Source organism: uncultured Kordia sp. (genome assembly GCF_947496985.1).
Classification (GTDB): Bacteria; Bacteroidota; Bacteroidia; order Flavobacteriales; family Flavobacteriaceae; genus Kordia.
Genome location: NZ_CANMEZ010000001.1, coordinates 1,001,514 through 1,018,501 on the forward strand (window position 1 = coordinate 1,001,514; position 16,988 = coordinate 1,018,501).

Here is a 16,988-nt window from a genome sequence, read left to right on the forward strand (position 1 = left end):
TAAATTATAAATACCAAGAGTATTTCGGTTTTTCTTTTTCAAAGTACTTTTCTTCAAATTCTCCAAGTAATTCATCTTCATTGTAATCAGTTAGAGGGTCAACCCAATCTGCTTTTTTAGAAGCCCAATCAATCCATTTTATCAATTGTTCTGTGAGATCATCCTTTTTGATAGCATCTTCTTTTATTTTGCTGATGTAGTTTCTCATTACATTTGCTTTATGATGTAATTCAGTAGCAAAATAAAGTTTCTTAAAACTTCCTAATTCGATATCCCTCTTTTGTTTTAAAAGCTCTTCTTTGGCTTTTTCTATTTCATATTGTTTTCGAGCTTCTTCTCTTTCTATACGTTCCTTTTTTATTTTTTCACTTCTTAATTCTAAAGTAGTTAAGATATTCGGCAATTGATCTTCTAATTTTCTTTGCTTACCATCTTTCCATTCTTTATTTGGATATTTATTTTCAAGTTTTAAAACTAGCCTACCAGAAGGAACATAGTCATAACTCTCCCATTTATATTTCTCACTTTTGACTCTTTTTAAAGTTTCTCTGCATCTTAATTCTAATTCTTCATTATTTACAATAGCATACGTTTTTCCATTATCAATTTTGATTTCATGACCACGCTTTTTTAAAAGTTTAATTAGTGTGTCTAAAAATTTCAATGCTCTTTTTATATTAGATTTTGAGACCTCTATGTTCAAAATACCAATAGATGAAAATATCAATCCTTTAGAGTTACTCCATTGAGATGGCTTTTTATTTTGTAAATCTTTTCTAGCTAATGTAATGAGTGGATCATATCTTGAAATTGTATCTGGAACTGTAATCTTTAAAGTTTTATCATTTTCTATTTCCTTTTTCAGTTTATGATATTCTGATAAATAACTATAATTATTTTCATCTCCCTCGGTTCTGATAGATAACTCAATTAAAGTATTATCGTCTTGAATTTTAGGGAGAGCTATTATAGTAACTTTTTTGCCATATTGTAATTTTTGCCAATGCCCTAGTTTTGGTAATGGAATATTATGCTTTTTGCAAATCTTTCGTAAACCTGTATCAGAAATTGCATATTCTTTAGCAAGTTTAGTTAAAGGTTTAGACCATACCAAATCATATAATTGCTTTCGAGTTAATTTTTCTTTGCTCATATAATTGGATTTTAGTTTTATTATAATACGCTAATAACAGTTTGCTATATTAAATGTATGTATTTTATATTATAATTTTGTAATTTTTCACTTTATTGAATGTAGTATTTAGTATATTGAATTTATGATTAAAGAAACAATAATTAAAGAATCTGTTAGTTTAATTTTAGCAATTGTAAGTAACAGGTTTAAAAAAATAAAAATAAAATCTGATAAGAAGGAAATTGAAAAATCAATTAATAATCATATTAGATATGTTAAGAATTGGTCTAATGAAATAACATTTAAAGATTTAAAAAACTCTAAACAAACTTCAAGAATTTTTATACCATTAGATCTGTATATCTATCCTAAAAGAGTAAGAATTGTAGAAGACGAAAAAATTACTGTAATTCCTTTTTTGCAGGCTTTGGAAAGAGAAAAAAATCATTTGGCAATTCTAGGTCAGCCTGGAGCAGGAAAAACCACTTCAATGAAGCATTTATGCCAATCTATTTTTTTTGACGAGAATTTTTTTCCAAATAGGTTTAAATATCCAATTTTAGTAAAACTACGTGAATTTAATAAGAATAGAAGTAAAGAGTCTTCTGGTATAATAATAGAGTATTTGTTTGGTGTTTTAGGATTAAAAATCAGTGCTGATGATAACAAAATCATACAAACAGCAGAAGATTTAAACCGAGTTAAATCAAACTTAGTCATCGAAATATTAGAAAAACTGAATGTTTTGCTGATTATAGATGGTTTCGATGAGTTACATTTTAAGAGTCATAAGGAGATTATTCTGGATGAAGTTACTAACATCGCATCAAAATTAGAGAATTCTAAATTAATACTTACTTCACGAACAGCAGATTTCAGCTACAGTAATGAAAGCATATCAGTTTATGAAATATGTCCATTAAATGAAATTCAAATTCAAAATTTTGCTGAAAAGTGGCTTGGAGTTAATAGTGCAAAAAAATTTCTCGAAGAGGTAAGAGAGTCTCCATATAATGATACATCAATAAGACCATTAACTATTGCACATTTATGTGCTATTTATGAAAGACTTGGTAAAATTCCTGATAAACCAAAAACTGTATATAAAAAAATAGTCAACTTATTACTTGAAGAATGGGATGAGCAAAGAAGAATAAAAAGAAGTTCAAAATATGCTATGTTTGAAATTGATAGAAAATTTGAGTTTTTATCTAATTTATCTTATCATTTAACAACTAAAAATAACAAGGTAATATTTTCTAAAAAGGATTTAGAAATTGTTTATAGAGTTATCTATCATGATTTTGACTTAGATTATAATGAAGCTAAAAGTGTTATCAATGATATTGAGTCTCATACTGGTTTATTTGTTCAATCTGGTTTTGAATTTTATGAGTTTGCACATAAATCTATTCAAGAGTTTTTGACAGCAGAATATCTAGTTAAGTTACCAAATATAATAGGAAATAAAAGATTAATAGAAATGTTACCTAATGAATTAGCCATAACCATTACGATCTCCTCCAATCCAAGCCTATATTTTAGCGAATTAACTTCAATATTTATAAAAAAGAATGTCTCTTTTAGTTTTATTCAAAAGTTTATTAATAGACTTATATTGGAAAAACCAGATTTTTATAAGAATTCAAAAGTCGGAATCAGTGCTTTACTTTTGTACTCAAAATATGTTCAAAGTGAAATTCAAGATAAAAATCAGTTAGCCTTATTTACAACGGATATATTAGTTGATAGCTTTGAAAATTTGATTGATTCAATATTTAAGCGAAATTCAAAAAATATAATATTGGACATTTATAACATTGATAGTGAAATGCACACTGTCAATCAAACACAAATTTATCTATTATCTAAAAAGGGTAAAAAGAAAGGAGAGAATATTGACTCAGATATATATCATAAAATGCCAAAATATCTTTATTGTCGTAAAACCTTTGTAGAGTAATTCAATACGTTATTTAGCTCAAACACTAACAATCTTTCCATGCTGATGATTTATTTCCATTTTTGGGCACTAGCTATTTCCTTAGTAGGTTACTGTCAATTTGTCCATGACATTTTTTTAATTTCTTTCCAAAAGTCTTCTATACTCGGGAATATGATCTTCATTTCTTATATCTTCAAAATTTTTGAATTCTAGTGCTAATAATATAGAATTTTGAATTCTTGATTTGCCAATACCAGATGCCGTGTAAAAATTATCGGTAAAATCAATAGTTTTAAATCGATCAATATAGGATTTAAAGTATTCTTGACTAATATTTTTGTCTGTATCTAAATTCCTATTTAAAATTTCTTTTAGGATTACAAATAATGCTTGAATACCAATAGTTTTTTTTATGTAAGATGTTTGACCTGTAACTGGTTTGAATATTTCTACATCAACCACTTTAAAGAAGTTAAAAATTATTTTATAAACAAATAAGTCATTACCTTCTATGTAGAAACGTCTTAGAGGTGTGTTGTCATTTCTACTTATTTTAGTTCTGTTTCTATCTTTTTCATTCAATCTTCTCAATTCATTAGAATCTTCCTTAGGATTAGTGGAGATCAACTTTAAAACACCATCGACAATCGTTGCAGTAGATACCAACCAATCCATTTCTTTTGGTTTTTTAGAAAGTAAAAATTCATCATTTTGAGGAGCAACTTTTATATGATTAAAAAAAGGAGAGTCATTTTCAGTATTTAGTTTCTTCGATAGATGCACGGCAAGTAATTCTGGAGACCAAGTTTTACTTTCGGTTACTTCCGTAAAGTATCCAAACTGTTCTAAAGCAAGACTTTTATCTACTGGTTTTTGATTGTAATTAATTGTTGCAAAAAGATAAGCTTGATACGGATTAGGTAAATCAAAATAAATTGCAACCAATAGCTCCATTTCTTTTTGACGTTCTATACTAGCTTCTTTAAAACCATTTACTCTATGTTGACCATCTATGATTGCTGCTAACTTTGTTGGTGTTGGAATAATTACTTCATAAATATTATCACTACCAGAAGGATTAAATTTCCAAGTTAAATTTTCATCTTCTTCAATTAGACCTTTCTCATTGTAATTAGCAGAAACAATTATTGAATTAGGGAATGCCGTATCATTACCATTGATATAACTGGTTATTGATCTGACTCTGCCTTTCTCGTCTAATTTTCGTTGGCTACCTTTTAAATTTTTATCTTCATCATAACGTAAAGGATCACTAAAAGATAAATCAATGATATCTTTTGCTGTTAATGCACAAACATAAAAATCTCCAAAAGGCTGGTGAACTTTTATTGCTTTAATTGTTTTTGGGTACTCCATAATTATTCAGTAAATTCTTGAGGTGTAGCCCCACTTAAATTATTTGTATTACCACCAGTTGTATTGTCTGTTGATGGAGGAATTGGTGAATCTAAAACTGATAAGTTTCTTGCATTTGTTATCCACCAAAAATAAACTGCAACTATACAAGCGACAATGCTTAAGACAAGTCGGGCTATTTCTTGTGGTATAAAATAAGTCACAATACCAAATAAAATACTAAAAATTACAAGTGCAACTCCTAACATTGTAATTCCTTTTTTGATATTGTAGTATTTACTATCCTCGTCGTTTAAATCAATAAAAATTAATTCTATTGATGAAGAACATAGTAATACCACAGCATAACCAATCAAACTTAGTGATGTAGAATTCATATCAAAACCATTTTCATAAGATGGAAGTGCAGATATCAATGAACCACTAATTCCGATTAAAAGCACAATTATTAAAAAATATAACCAGTATGCCAAAGAAGAAGATGGCTCTTTTCTTCTTTCTTTTAAAAATTTAACCATAAGACCAAATTCAGTTTTTGAATCAGCTTTCCTTATTTTTATTATCCACCAAGTTATAATTAAACCAGATGATAAAATTATGTAAAAATAAATGTTAGTTAGAAATTCAGGCATAATTATTTAGTATTAAAAATCTCTCCAAAATTAAACTCCTTAACATTGGTAATGGCTTGTCGAGGGTTTATTGTTTCCATAGAGCGATTTATTTTGGTTCGTTGTTTTTCCCCAGCACCAAGAAATTTACTTATTGATTTCCAGTTATTCCCATCTTTAATAGACATTAAAAATGCCGATTGACACATGGAAGAAAAATCAAAAGTAGGCTGGTTAAATTCTTCAATTCCTTGTGAAACGAGCATCACAGCTACACCTTGAGATCGAATTTCTCTCAATAATTTTTCGAGAATCTCTTGTGACTTCTTTTCCTTGAATACATTATGAGCTTCGTCAATTAAGAGAACGTAGCGTAACCCACTGTAATCGTCCTCAATAGGAGCTTTATCCATATTCATAAATGTATTATATAGATAATAAATTACAAGAAATGTAGCTGTAAAACGAACTTCTTTACTTAAATCTCCTGAAAGACTTAAATAATAATTGGAATTAATGAAGTCTCCATGTTTTTCATTATCAAATAATTCAATTTCAGTTAATCCAATCAATATTTGTGTAAGTGATGTAGGCTTGTCTCCTGCAATCTCATACACATTTTCTAAAACTTCTTTTAAGGTTGGGTATGAGCCATCGTTTCTATTTTCAAAAGCATTTATTGTAGCATCTTTAAGGTTTTGTTTTTGCACATTCCCAAGATTAGCGTATTTGGTAATGATATCTACAAATCTACCGATACCTACAATTTTATTTTTCTCATTTACATTATCTATAAATGATAAAGGATTAACAGGAAAAGAATTTTGTGGTGTGTCAACCAATTCAGCGTTCGTAGTTTTGAAAAAGCTTTTGAAGTCATTACTTGTTTTGTCACTTTCATTTAAACCTTTGAAATCAAGATATAAGAAATTGACACTACCATTAGTCCCTTGTACAATACGCTCTAAAATCTTTCTTGAGAAATATGATTTTCCTGTTCCAGAATTTCCTGCAACTGCAATATGACAATTACCATATATTGATGTATCATTAGGAGTAAAATAAATTTCTTCTCCTTTTTCAGTTTCTCCAACTAAAATTTTGATTGGCTTTACAAAACTCTCTTTTTCATTCAACGAGGAATTGTTGTTTTTAGTAAATTCAAATGAATTTTCATGCTCATTCATTGAATCAATACCTATTTCAATATTATCTAATAAGAATTCAATACCAGAGAAGTTTTGGTTATCTTCAAAAAACTTATTTATCAATTCCAAACCTTGATCTATATGCATTTTAAGATATTTTCTGATATTGGAATCGTCTCTATGTATTTGATAACGTTGACAGATTAATGCAACATAATACTCTTTGTAGCTTCCAAATAAAGTATGATCTTTATATTCTTTTCCTCCAAAGGGACGTAAATTTTTTTCTAAATCTAAACTATACCCTTTACTTAAAGAATAAGCTAGAGCTATCCTAGATATGTGATTTTCTGAACCAAGACCTATTTTTTGAGTCAAGGATTTAACTAATGGTTCATTTTCTGGTGATGTACTTATATTAAACTGCATCTTGATAATCTTTTTCAAATACGTCAAACAATTGTTCTTTATTCTCAACTTGTTCAAAAGTAGATCGCTCGTTATCTGTATTTTTAATTAAATAAGTTTTGCTTATGCTAGGCAACAAGATATTAAATTCATCTTCTGTCATTTCCTTTTTCAATAAAGGGAAGATAATTACTTGATTAGAAACCTGTGGATAAAAGTGTTTTACTATGCTATTGGAATGATCTATATCAAACTTTTGCATTGGAGAATCTATAAATACAGGAAAATCTATATTTGACTCATCCACAAGCCCTTTTAGTAAAGCAGTTGCATACATTTGTTGCTCTCCTTTAGAAAGAGAATCCTTATTTATTTCTTTCCCTCTTGCGTCGATTAAATTAATTTCTATATCATCGCCCAAAATTTCTACTTGAACGTCGCTTATAAAACTTCTTTTATGAAGTAGAATATCTAAACCATCTTTTATTCTTTTTGAAAGACTATGCTTTTTTTCAATTTTAAAATCTCCAATGAATTTTTTTAGATATTTTATTGATTTCTCTACTTCTTGACTAATTTGCTGTTTACCTTTTGAAACTTTAAGTTTGTCTGATATTCTTTTAATCTCTTTTTTTGATTTTACTTTAACATCATTATTTGTTTCAATTTCCTGCCCTAGTACACCAATATTTCTCAAAATTCCATCATACTTATTTTCTAATTGAGATTTTCTTTCCCTATCAGCCTTGACGAGCGGGTTTTCTGACTTCTCTTCAGCTAGCTTAATTCGCTTATTGATATCATTCAATTCATTCTTTGACCTTATATAATCGGAATTGATCCGATTGAATGTTTCTTTGAAAGATAGTCGAATGTTATTAATAAATTGGTTCAATTCCGATTTTTCAGATTCTGAAAAACTATGTATAATTTCTGTGTCAGAATTTGAATTTGGTTTCCTTTCAGATTCTCCTCCAATATGCTTTTGTATTAATCCTTTTAGATTACCAATATAATACTCTTGTACCTTATAACTTATAACTAAATCATCAGGATGTGGAATTTTAATTAAATCATTGATAATATTATCTGTAATTTTTTCAACTTTATCTTCATTAAATTTTTGACTAATTAAATCTCTTTCAACAATAATTTGCTCCAGAACTTCCGTTAACAAATTTCCTGCAATTGCAAAAGGGATGACTTCATAATGTTTTTTTAGTTCAGCATTTAAAATACCCACTTGTTTCTCTAGGTTGTCTTTTCTATCTTTTAATTCATTTAGTTGTTCTACAGTTATAAGGCTTCCTTGTTTTATCAGCTTCTCTTGAAGTTTGTTAATTTCATACTTCATTCCAGATGCTTCTTCTTCAAGATTTTTAATTTCTTCTTGAACTTCTTTTATTCTATCATCGGCAATTTCAACATCTGTTTTAAGCCTTTTTAATTCAGCTTTTTCCTTTGCATTAGCAGTTTCAGATTTCAATTTTTCTAAATACTGTTCTAAGTCTTCCTTTAAACTTTGATATTGTTTTATGCCTAAAACTTCCGAAAAGGCATTACTTAATTTTTGTCTTTGCTCCGCAGTATGAATTTCTGCAAGGGAAACTATTTTCTCTGCATCAAAAAAGAAAAACTTAGCAATTTCCATTGGCATTATAAAATCACGGATGAAATGTTCTGCTCCTATATTTTTAACTAATTCACTTTCATAACCATCAATTAAAATGTCAAGGTCTTCTTCCTTATTTCCTTCAGTAAAATAAGTTCTTGTTATTTTTAGCTCATTACATGTTACATCTGGGATTGTCGTAATACCTGAGAACGTAACAGAAACTGAGAATTTTGTTTTTCCTTCAAACTCAGCTTGTTTATTAAGGCTACTTTTAATGTATTGACGATAATTTCCATTATTTTGAATCTCATTTTTATAGATATCATCGACATCACTCATTTGCCGCCCATACAAACACCAGACTAAAGACATAAGAAAAGTAGTCTTCCCAAAACCATTTTTACCACTAACAATAATAATATTTTCATCATCTGTAACAGATAAATCAATAAGATTATTCCCTTTGTAAATCCTAAAATTATTTAGCTCAATAGATTTTATTATCATTATGCAGTAATAAATTGTTTGTATCTATTTTCAATATCCTCTATCAAACCTCTTCTTTTCATCATAATCGTTTTTGATTTTTCAAGCTTTAATAAATCTTGAATCAAACTGAAATGTTCTTTGTTATTCTCACAAGCTGATAATAAAATTTCTTCTTCTTTCTTTATAAGTTCATTATGCTGTTTCATATCAAGATTTTTATTAAATATTTTATTGTAGATATCCGAAACCTTAAAATCAAAATAAAGGTCTCTATACCAAGTGACTTGTATTGCTATAAGTTCTTGATTATTTATCAACTCTACATCAATTCCCATATCATTAATCTTTTTCTGGGCTTCAAAAACTTTTTCTAATATTTTGACTCTGTGTTTTTGAACAACATAACCGCCATTTGGTATAGCTGCTAATGTTCCGTTTCTTCTGTAATCCGATCTATTATCAGGATTATTTCGTTCTTCTTGAATCCAGTTTCTAACGTCTCTCAAAGGTATTAGCCATTCTTCTCCATTCTCAATTTGTGCGGAAATTGATTTATCTTTTCTAACTACTGTGCATGTCCAACAACCAAATCTACTTTGTCCACAAGATTTATGCTCTTTGTTAGACACCAAAGTAGGACATTCATAATCATCTGCGCTCGCGTCTGAATAAATGTTAAATAATTGGTTTTTTTCTGCTCCCCAAGGAGATTCAAATGTGTTGATTATATACCATATTTCTTCTAAATAAAGTTCCTTTATTGGAGAATACACGAAAACATTTTTCTGAAGCGGATGTTTTGTTAAACGTTTTCCCTTTATCTCATGTTTTTTTATTGACTTAGCTCTGGAAGCACTTTCACTCTTTCTCGTTCCGACTAAAACAATTGCTTCTTTATGGTCGTTATCTTCACTATTAACAATCTCATCAATGAATCTTGATGTCGGTTTAATTTTTAATCTTTCTGTACACCATCTAAAAGCATTGTTTGGTGCAGGATAGCCCTTACCAATTAAGTTAACCCAAAATGAATCTTCTAATCGAGGTATTGTCTTTTTAACTTTTATAGGCAAGTTGTGTCGAATTGCAGCAACCTTAATTTTTTCTAGTATTCCATTTACATAGTTTGTAATTATAGGGTTTTCAACCAAAGTATCATTACATACTACCCAAACTTCTCTTTTCAGGAATTTTTCATCAACTTCATTTTTAATTTTCAGTAAACTTAACCATACTAGAGTCAACATTACAGTAGAGTCTTTTCCACCACTAAAACCAATAATCCATGGTCTGTTGTTATCCTCTAAAGTATATTGGTCAATTATTTCTTCAATGATATAATTAGTCTTCTTCATCTAAATTATAGGAAATTTCATATTGACTGGAAATTTACAACATTATAGTTTATTGAAAAAGACTTCCGTAATTATTTTACGGATCAATATAATTTGGGCGAAGTTAATATGTTTTTGTTTGTATTAATTACGGTTTTCCTCAATAAAATATAATAATCATTACTCAAAAGGAAGGACAATATTTCTACATAAAAACAGTCAGATTTATATATGTTAACCTTAACGGAAAATTCCAATAAAAAACATGGTATACACATACAGATAGAAGAGTTAAAACGTTTCATCCTAGTATTAGAACCAAAGCAGAGGGATTAATTATACGCGACAATAAAGAACTAGGGATTAAATTACGTGTAATATCAGCAATGTGCTCATGGTTTAAACAAACGATATTCACTTCTCTTGGAAAAATCCTAATTGGCAACAAATTGCAAAGCTTGGCTAGCCGATTGGTTTTAAATGAGGTGGCAACTGCCGCAAACCCGATTGAGAGTATTTTGATATGACTTACGGAATGTACCACACTAAGATTAGCACAACTATACTTTACAAGAGTAAAAAATGAGAGTTATGTATTATTAAAGTAATATTTGTCAATATAGATGATTATCCAATTACGGAAACCCTTAATTGAATCTATTAAAAACTATCATGACAACAATTAAAAAATAATCAATAATGATTTAGTTATAAAAGAGCAGTATGAGTTAATAACTAGTATTCAGGAGCTTGGTGCGATTTCTGTTATATCAATGATTGTATATACCGATTGTTTTGTAAAGTTTAAGACATGGCGACAGTTCGCTTCATATTGTGGAATAGCTCCATTTCCTCACCAATCAGGTTCTAGTATAAACAGACGAAACAGAGTATCTAATTTAGCTAACAAAAAGCTAAAAAGTATTCTAAATATGTGTGCAATCTGTGCATTACAAACTGATCCTGAAATAAAAGATTTCTTCAATTCACGTATCGAAAAAGGCAAACATAAAATGAGTACAATTAATATCATTAGGAATAAATTGGTAGCAAGAGCTTTTGCTGTTGTGAGAAGAAAAACACCTTATGTTGTAAAATATGAAATTGATACTTTGGAAGTTATGTAGAATATATTCATAATTCAAAAACTAAAGGAGGTTTGTCTGACAATTTTAAAATATGTAAATTACAGACTACAAGTTTTAATTGATTTTACTTATTATTTAAAATTAAGTGTTTATTCCAAATAATACTGTAATAAAAGTTTCTTAAGAAATTAAAAAATATTTTTCGATGACGTAAGATTCGCTTTTAAAGAAGTAAAAATCATACTAAACGAAATTTTTGTAATTGATAAACATGCACTTGTAAATTTTCACTATTATCTAGGTATTAGATATAATTATGAACATTATTAGAAAATATATGACTCAGAAAATATAGAAATCGATTAAATTATGAACATAGAATTAAAGTCTGAAAACTGGGGAATGAGACCTAAAAAAACAGCACGAATTCTTATTTCTCAGCCATCTTGGGATGCTTCTCAATTATCAAGAGATAAAAATCAATGCTATCAACTAAATTTAAAAAAGGAGAATGAAAATTTCATCGATAATATTCTTGAGTTTGGAAATAAAAATTCAGTTGATTTAATAGTTTTTCCTGAATTTTCTATTCCTTCAAATTTACATGAAAGGATAAGAAAATGGACATCAAATACTAAAATTATAGTAATTGGTGGTAGTACATACCTTAAGCGTAAAGATAATTTTTATAATACATCACCTGTCTTTTATCAAGGGAAAAGATATTTAACAGAAAAAAGTAAATTATCTCCACATGAAGTCTCTCGAAAAATAGATTCTGGTCCAGTGGGAGGAACAAAATTTGCATATTTTGAAAACACACCAATAGGTAATTTTGCTGTAATGATTTGTGCAGATCTATTTGACATAAGTCTAAGAAGTAAAATTCTTAAGAAAAATATAGATATACTATGTGTTATTGCTCTTCAACCTAAAGGAAGAGAACATCACCAATCAATTGATAGAGTGGTGAAAGAATTTGATGAAGGAATATATGTGATATACTGCAATGCATTATGCAATGAAGTTTCTGACGGGCGTTCATCTTTTTTTGGTAACGACTATAAAGAAGGATTTTTAGAATTTAAAGAATTGGGGTTAACCAGAAATGACGGAATTGAAAGAAGGGCAATTGAAATGCCTTCAGTAGAAGGATTTTTAATTGTTGAATGTAATTTAACAACGAAAAAAGTTTCATATCCAAATAATAACCCTAGCCGTTCATTAATAAAGTGTGAATATCCATATGTAAGTAAAAATAACACATTACGCCAGTTAACAAAAGAAGAACTACAGCAAATAAAACCTAAAAACATAAAAGAAAATCAATTATTCACAAATCCGATACAAAAACACATAGTGAAGGATAATATTTTAGACCAATCTTATGTTTTTTTGAATCAAATAATTAAAAAAAATAAAGAAATATTTGAAAAGGAATCTATTAGAAAACTTATAATTGAAAAAGGTAATCAACAAGGTTTAGAATTGATTGAACGAGAAATAAACAAGTGTAAATTTGAGTTTGATCAATGTTTAGAATATTTAGAAGAGTTAATATGGGGATTCCCAACCCTTGTTATAACTCCAGATTTTTTAGAACTCTTCACTCGTGTCTACGAATATGATTGGCAAAAAACCCAAAAAATAATACTCACATCTAAAATAAAAAAAATTGCAGAACTAATTCTAAGACAGATCAAAGGTGATGACGGAATAGTATCTTTTAAACTAAAAATTAACTTACTAAAAGTTCATTGGGCTTTAGGAAATAAGCAATTGGCAAAAGGCTATTTTTTAAAGTCTTATCAACTGTCGAAGGATTTTGATAGGCTTAATTTGATTGAAAAAAAGGAACTTCAAAAATACCAATGGGAATTACTAGATTATGGTTGTGGGTTCAACACCGATACTCTCTCAGATTACAGAGACCTTGCAGATAATTATATTGGATCAAATGCTGAAATTGAAAATATGAAAATTGTTTCCTTTCAATGTTCTGCTTGTAGGTTTTTGAGAGAAAACAAATTGGATGATGCAAAATTATGGTTAGAGAAAACGCACGAAAAACTACAATTAAATATTGCTAAAAAAACTCTTTTAGAAGAACAAGAATATTCTCGATTAGCTTATTACAATTTTATTAGTGGGGCATATTATTTTGAACTACAAAAATATAATCAGTCTGAAAAGCATTTAAATTTAGCTCTTAAGTATTTTGACCTTGCAAAATTAGACACTGACCAAGTTGAAAAATCCTATATTTTTTATATTCTATTTAAAATATTGAAAATAAAATTAGATATGAAAGCATTTGTTTTTGGACATAAAGCATATACTGTAATGAAATCAAGTATTAGAAAAAATTACTGTCTTTTCGATTTTGATCAAGTTTTAACTGAACTAGAAAATGAGATGAATATATTATAAAAAATATGTCTAACAAAAGCTAAAACATCAATGTAGGCTATACTTAGCTATCGCTTTTGACAAAACAGCTAACTTTAGGTTAAAATAAACTAGCCAATAAAATTTACATTATGAAAAAAATATTAATTCTAGCGATTACATTAATAACAGTTGGAACACAAATAGTTTTAGGGCAAACTAGAGAACAACAAAGACGAGCTGAGACTTACTATCAAAATCAACAAAAACAAGAACAATTGTCAAAATCTTGGGATTGGCTGTTCGGTTCTTCTAATCCTAATTATAATCAAAATAATCTTGTTAAATGGGAGAATAATAATGGTGATTGGTACGTTGGGAAAGGAAAAAATAAAGAAAGAAATGGATTAGGAATAGATTATTCGAGAGAAAATAATGGAATCTTTTTTAGTCAGTTTATAAACAATAAAGCTAATGGGTTTACTTTTTATTCCAATAAAAATGGTTATAGTTTTTTTGGATCTTTTAAACTTGGAAAAAAGAATGGATTTGTAATCTCTAAATGGTCAAAAACCAATCCAGCATCATTTAATGGTTATTCAAATATCATAAAATATTTAGGAGAATATAAAGAGGGAGAATGGCACGGATATGGAATAGTATATTTTAAAGATGGCACTTATAAATCTGGAGTTTGGATTGAAAATGTCTTAAGTAAGGAACTACCAAAACTTGAAGTACTTGAAGCATTAGGTTTTTGATAGGTAATTGACGGTGACAATGTATATATAAAATATTTTGTAGTAGTAAAATAAGGACTTTTGGTGTGTATCTAATTCAATGCTTTGCTGAAAATTTTATGCTTCTTTATCACTTGTTTTTCTAGCCTTTAAGTTGAAAATAAAATTAACCAATAAAATTTGACATTATGAAAAAAGCATTAATCTTATCAATTACATTTATAATAATTGGAATGCTAACGGTTTTAGGACAAACTAAAGAACAACAAAGACGAGCTGATGCATATTACCAAAATCAGCAAACTAAACAGCAAAATTCTAGTTCTTGGGATTCGTCTTTTAGTTCTTCAAATTTCAAGCAAAATAACCTCGTTAATTGGGAATACGATGATGGTACTTGGTATAGTGGACAAGTAGATAGTAAAAAAAATAAAAGTGGCTTTGGTACATATAAATATTCTCAAGGAAGAGGACTTTTTTCTGGACAATATAGAAATGATAAAAGGAATGGATATGGAATTTATGTCTGGTTTGGAAAAGCAATATATTTTGGACAATGGAAAGAAAACAGTCGTTCAGGTATTGGTACTTTGCTTCATGATGATGGTACAATCTACAATGGCTCTTGGAAAAACAGTAAACAGGATGGGTTTGGAATAAGTCATTACCCCAAAAACAATCCTCTTGAGAAAAATAATTATGTTGACATCGTAAAATATGTTGGTGAATATAAACAAGCTGAGTGGGACGGATATGGAATACTATATTTTAAAGATGGAACATATAAATCTGGAATTTGGATTGACAATGTTTTAAGTAAGGAGTTGCCAAAATCCGAAGTGCTAGAGGCATTAGGGTTTTAATAATTAACTAGCGGTAAAAATGTATGCATAAAATAAGTCATGGTGTTAAAATTAAGACTTTTGGTTTTTATCTAATTCAATGTTTTACTGAGATTTTTATGTTACTTAATCGCCTAAATCTTTTGTACAACCATAAAGAAAAGAACCAATATTTCAAATTAGAAAACTAATATCAATTATAAAATGGAGTTTTTTCAAATATTCATATTAACAATCTTGTTCCAACTTGTTGTAAGTTTTGTTGGTAGACATAACAGAAGAATATCTGCGTTTGAAGCTATGCTCAAATCTATTAATAAAGTGATAGGAAAAAGATGGGAAAGCTCACTAAAAAAAAGAGAAGTCTTTAATTCGGATGAGGAAATTTCATTTTTGCAAATAGCATTAATTTACTTGAACCAACAAGAAGATTTTGAATCTAAAAAAGAGTTAGAGGAGCATAAAAAAAGAGTATTAAAGGAATATGAAGAAAAGAATAAAGAGAATAAATCTTCTATATGTAAAGAAATATTTTTCATAATAGAAATTATTATTGCTATTTCGTCTTGTATTGCTCTTATTTGGATAATTGTTTTAGTTGTTCAATTTGGATTTCATTTTTTGATAGAGAATCCTAATATGATGATATTTTTAGTGCTAGGCATTTTTATTCTTTTTCTACTGAGAATGCGAATCAATAAAGTATCTGCCTTAATACCTTCAATTGTTGATAGTGGTAATGATATCTCATGGGATAAAATTAAACCAAAGAATGCTTCTGAGCATAAAGATATTAAGTCGAAAATCCACAAAATGTTAGGAGAAAATAAGAATCTAAGTTCATCTAATATTGATAGAAAATCAGACCCAGACTTAATTGCAAATCCAGAAATATCGTTTCCAGCGCCTCCAGGAATAACAGAATTCATTTTTTCAAACGATGAATTAGGACTTAAAGAAGTTGAAGCTGATTTAAAAAGAAACAGAAAGTTTCATCATAAATTAACACTAGCTTCCAATATTTTCTTTTTTACCACAGTCTTGGGAATATGTATTTATTCACTATTTATTGTGGACGAAAATTTGATGAAACTTGTTTCAATTGGAATATTATTAAGTATAATCATTGGAGTTTATAGTAGTAATTCGGCAAGAAAGTCAAGAGAATCACAGATAGCTCTAGCACTCTTTACTTCTTACGTTGGAGAATTAAAACTTAAACTAAAAGAGGCTGAATTGGCTAAACAACAAAAGAAGAAAAGAGAACTTACTCGTAAAGCTTATCAAAATTTCCGAATAGGATTAAATGAATTATGGAAAAAGGAAAAAGTAGATTACGAGAAATGGTTAAAAAATAATTTAAATTCCAGAAGAAGCAGATACAATACATATTGGGGTTTTAAATCATTAATTGGAGGTTTATTTATTGGAGTTTTTGTTTACATTCTACCCGTAATATCAATTCAATTTCAAATACCTACGATTGCTGCTATACTTGTTTTTTTATATCTATTAACTAAAGACCCAAAAAAAAGATATATGCGTGCGTTTTGGTCTGTTCTTGCTACGTTTGTCACAACCAACTTTATACCAAATTTAATACTTCTAACTGGAGGCAAGTTGATTTTACCTGATGTATTTCTACAGATTGAACAATCTAAATTTACGGGATGGATTAATATCTTGATGATAATTTTAATGGTCGTGCTTCTATTATTAGATTTCAAAGAAAGAAAAAGAATTGAATCATAAAAAAATAGCACACAATAAGCACATATAATACCCATACATCTTAAAAGCTGGTCACTAAGACTATGCAAGAGCGTGATACAAATTTCTTTAATTCTAGCCTATTAAACTTTCAAGAT

At 28.5% G+C, this 16,988-nt stretch carries 12 protein-coding genes; 6 read left to right on the forward strand and 6 right to left on the reverse strand.

What is annotated here, in order from left to right:
• Window positions 1–4 precede the first annotated feature (4 nt).
• Entirely contained in the window at window positions 5–1,153 is a 1,149-nt protein-coding gene (locus Q0828_RS04555) for a hypothetical protein (RefSeq protein WP_298418075.1), read from the reverse strand.
• Between the two features lie 124 nt (window positions 1,154–1,277).
• Between Q0828_RS04555 and Q0828_RS04560 the strand changes: the two genes are divergently transcribed.
• Window positions 1,278–3,098: an NACHT domain-containing protein gene (locus Q0828_RS04560; RefSeq protein ID WP_298418077.1), complete on the forward strand. Its 1,821-nt coding sequence runs from the start codon at window positions 1,278–1,280 to the stop codon at window positions 3,096–3,098.
• Between the two features lie 117 nt (window positions 3,099–3,215).
• Here the strand turns inward: Q0828_RS04560 and Q0828_RS04565 are convergent, their stop codons facing one another.
• From Q0828_RS04565 to dndC, 5 genes are read right to left on the reverse strand one after another with little or no spacing between them, the layout of a single operon-like run.
• A complete protein-coding gene (locus tag Q0828_RS04565; protein WP_298418078.1) occupies window positions 3,216–4,457 on the reverse strand; it encodes a DGQHR domain-containing protein in 1,242 nt (413 codons plus the stop codon).
• 2 nt (window positions 4,458–4,459) lie between these two features.
• Window positions 4,460–5,089, reverse strand: coding sequence for a hypothetical protein (locus tag Q0828_RS04570; protein WP_298418080.1), 630 nt, complete (start codon window positions 5,087–5,089; stop codon window positions 4,460–4,462).
• 2 nt (window positions 5,090–5,091) lie between these two features.
• A complete protein-coding gene (locus Q0828_RS04575; protein ID WP_298418082.1) occupies window positions 5,092–6,645 on the reverse strand; it encodes a DndE family protein in 1,554 nt (517 codons plus the stop codon).
• Window positions 6,635–8,746 carry a DNA sulfur modification protein DndD gene (dndD, locus tag Q0828_RS04580; RefSeq protein WP_298418084.1) on the reverse strand — a complete coding sequence of 704 codons (2,112 nt, stop codon included), beginning with the start codon at window positions 8,744–8,746 and terminating at the stop codon, window positions 6,635–6,637. Before dndD ends, Q0828_RS04575 begins: the two co-directional genes overlap by 11 nt.
• Window positions 8,746–10,083 (reverse strand): DNA phosphorothioation system sulfurtransferase DndC, encoded by a 1,338-nt coding sequence (dndC, locus tag Q0828_RS04585; RefSeq protein ID WP_298418086.1) that lies wholly within the window; start codon window positions 10,081–10,083, stop codon window positions 8,746–8,748. The genes dndD and dndC overlap by 1 nt, the downstream gene beginning before the upstream one ends.
• A 710-nt stretch (window positions 10,084–10,793) precedes the next feature.
• On the opposite strand from dndC, the gene Q0828_RS04590 reads away from it, so the two are divergent.
• The 5 genes from Q0828_RS04590 (at window position 10,794) to Q0828_RS04610 (ending at window position 16,872) form a co-directional block, all read left to right on the forward strand.
• Window positions 10,794–11,189: an IS110 family transposase gene (locus tag Q0828_RS04590; RefSeq protein ID WP_298418221.1), complete on the forward strand. Its 396-nt coding sequence runs from the start codon at window positions 10,794–10,796 to the stop codon at window positions 11,187–11,189.
• Between the two features lie 330 nt (window positions 11,190–11,519).
• On the forward strand, window positions 11,520–13,580 hold the full coding sequence (locus tag Q0828_RS04595) for a nitrilase-related carbon-nitrogen hydrolase (protein ID WP_298418088.1): 2,061 nt from the start codon (window positions 11,520–11,522) through the stop codon (window positions 13,578–13,580).
• Between the two features lie 110 nt (window positions 13,581–13,690).
• Window positions 13,691–14,299, forward strand: coding sequence for a hypothetical protein (locus Q0828_RS04600; protein WP_298418090.1), 609 nt, complete (start codon window positions 13,691–13,693; stop codon window positions 14,297–14,299).
• A gap of 167 nt (window positions 14,300–14,466) precedes the next feature.
• Window positions 14,467–15,141, forward strand: a complete 675-nt coding sequence (locus Q0828_RS04605) for a hypothetical protein (RefSeq protein ID WP_298418091.1) — start codon at window positions 14,467–14,469, stop codon at window positions 15,139–15,141.
• A gap of 183 nt (window positions 15,142–15,324) precedes the next feature.
• Window positions 15,325–16,872 (forward strand): hypothetical protein, encoded by a 1,548-nt coding sequence (locus Q0828_RS04610; RefSeq protein WP_298418092.1) that lies wholly within the window; start codon window positions 15,325–15,327, stop codon window positions 16,870–16,872.
• Window positions 16,873–16,988: the final 116 nt, after the last annotated feature.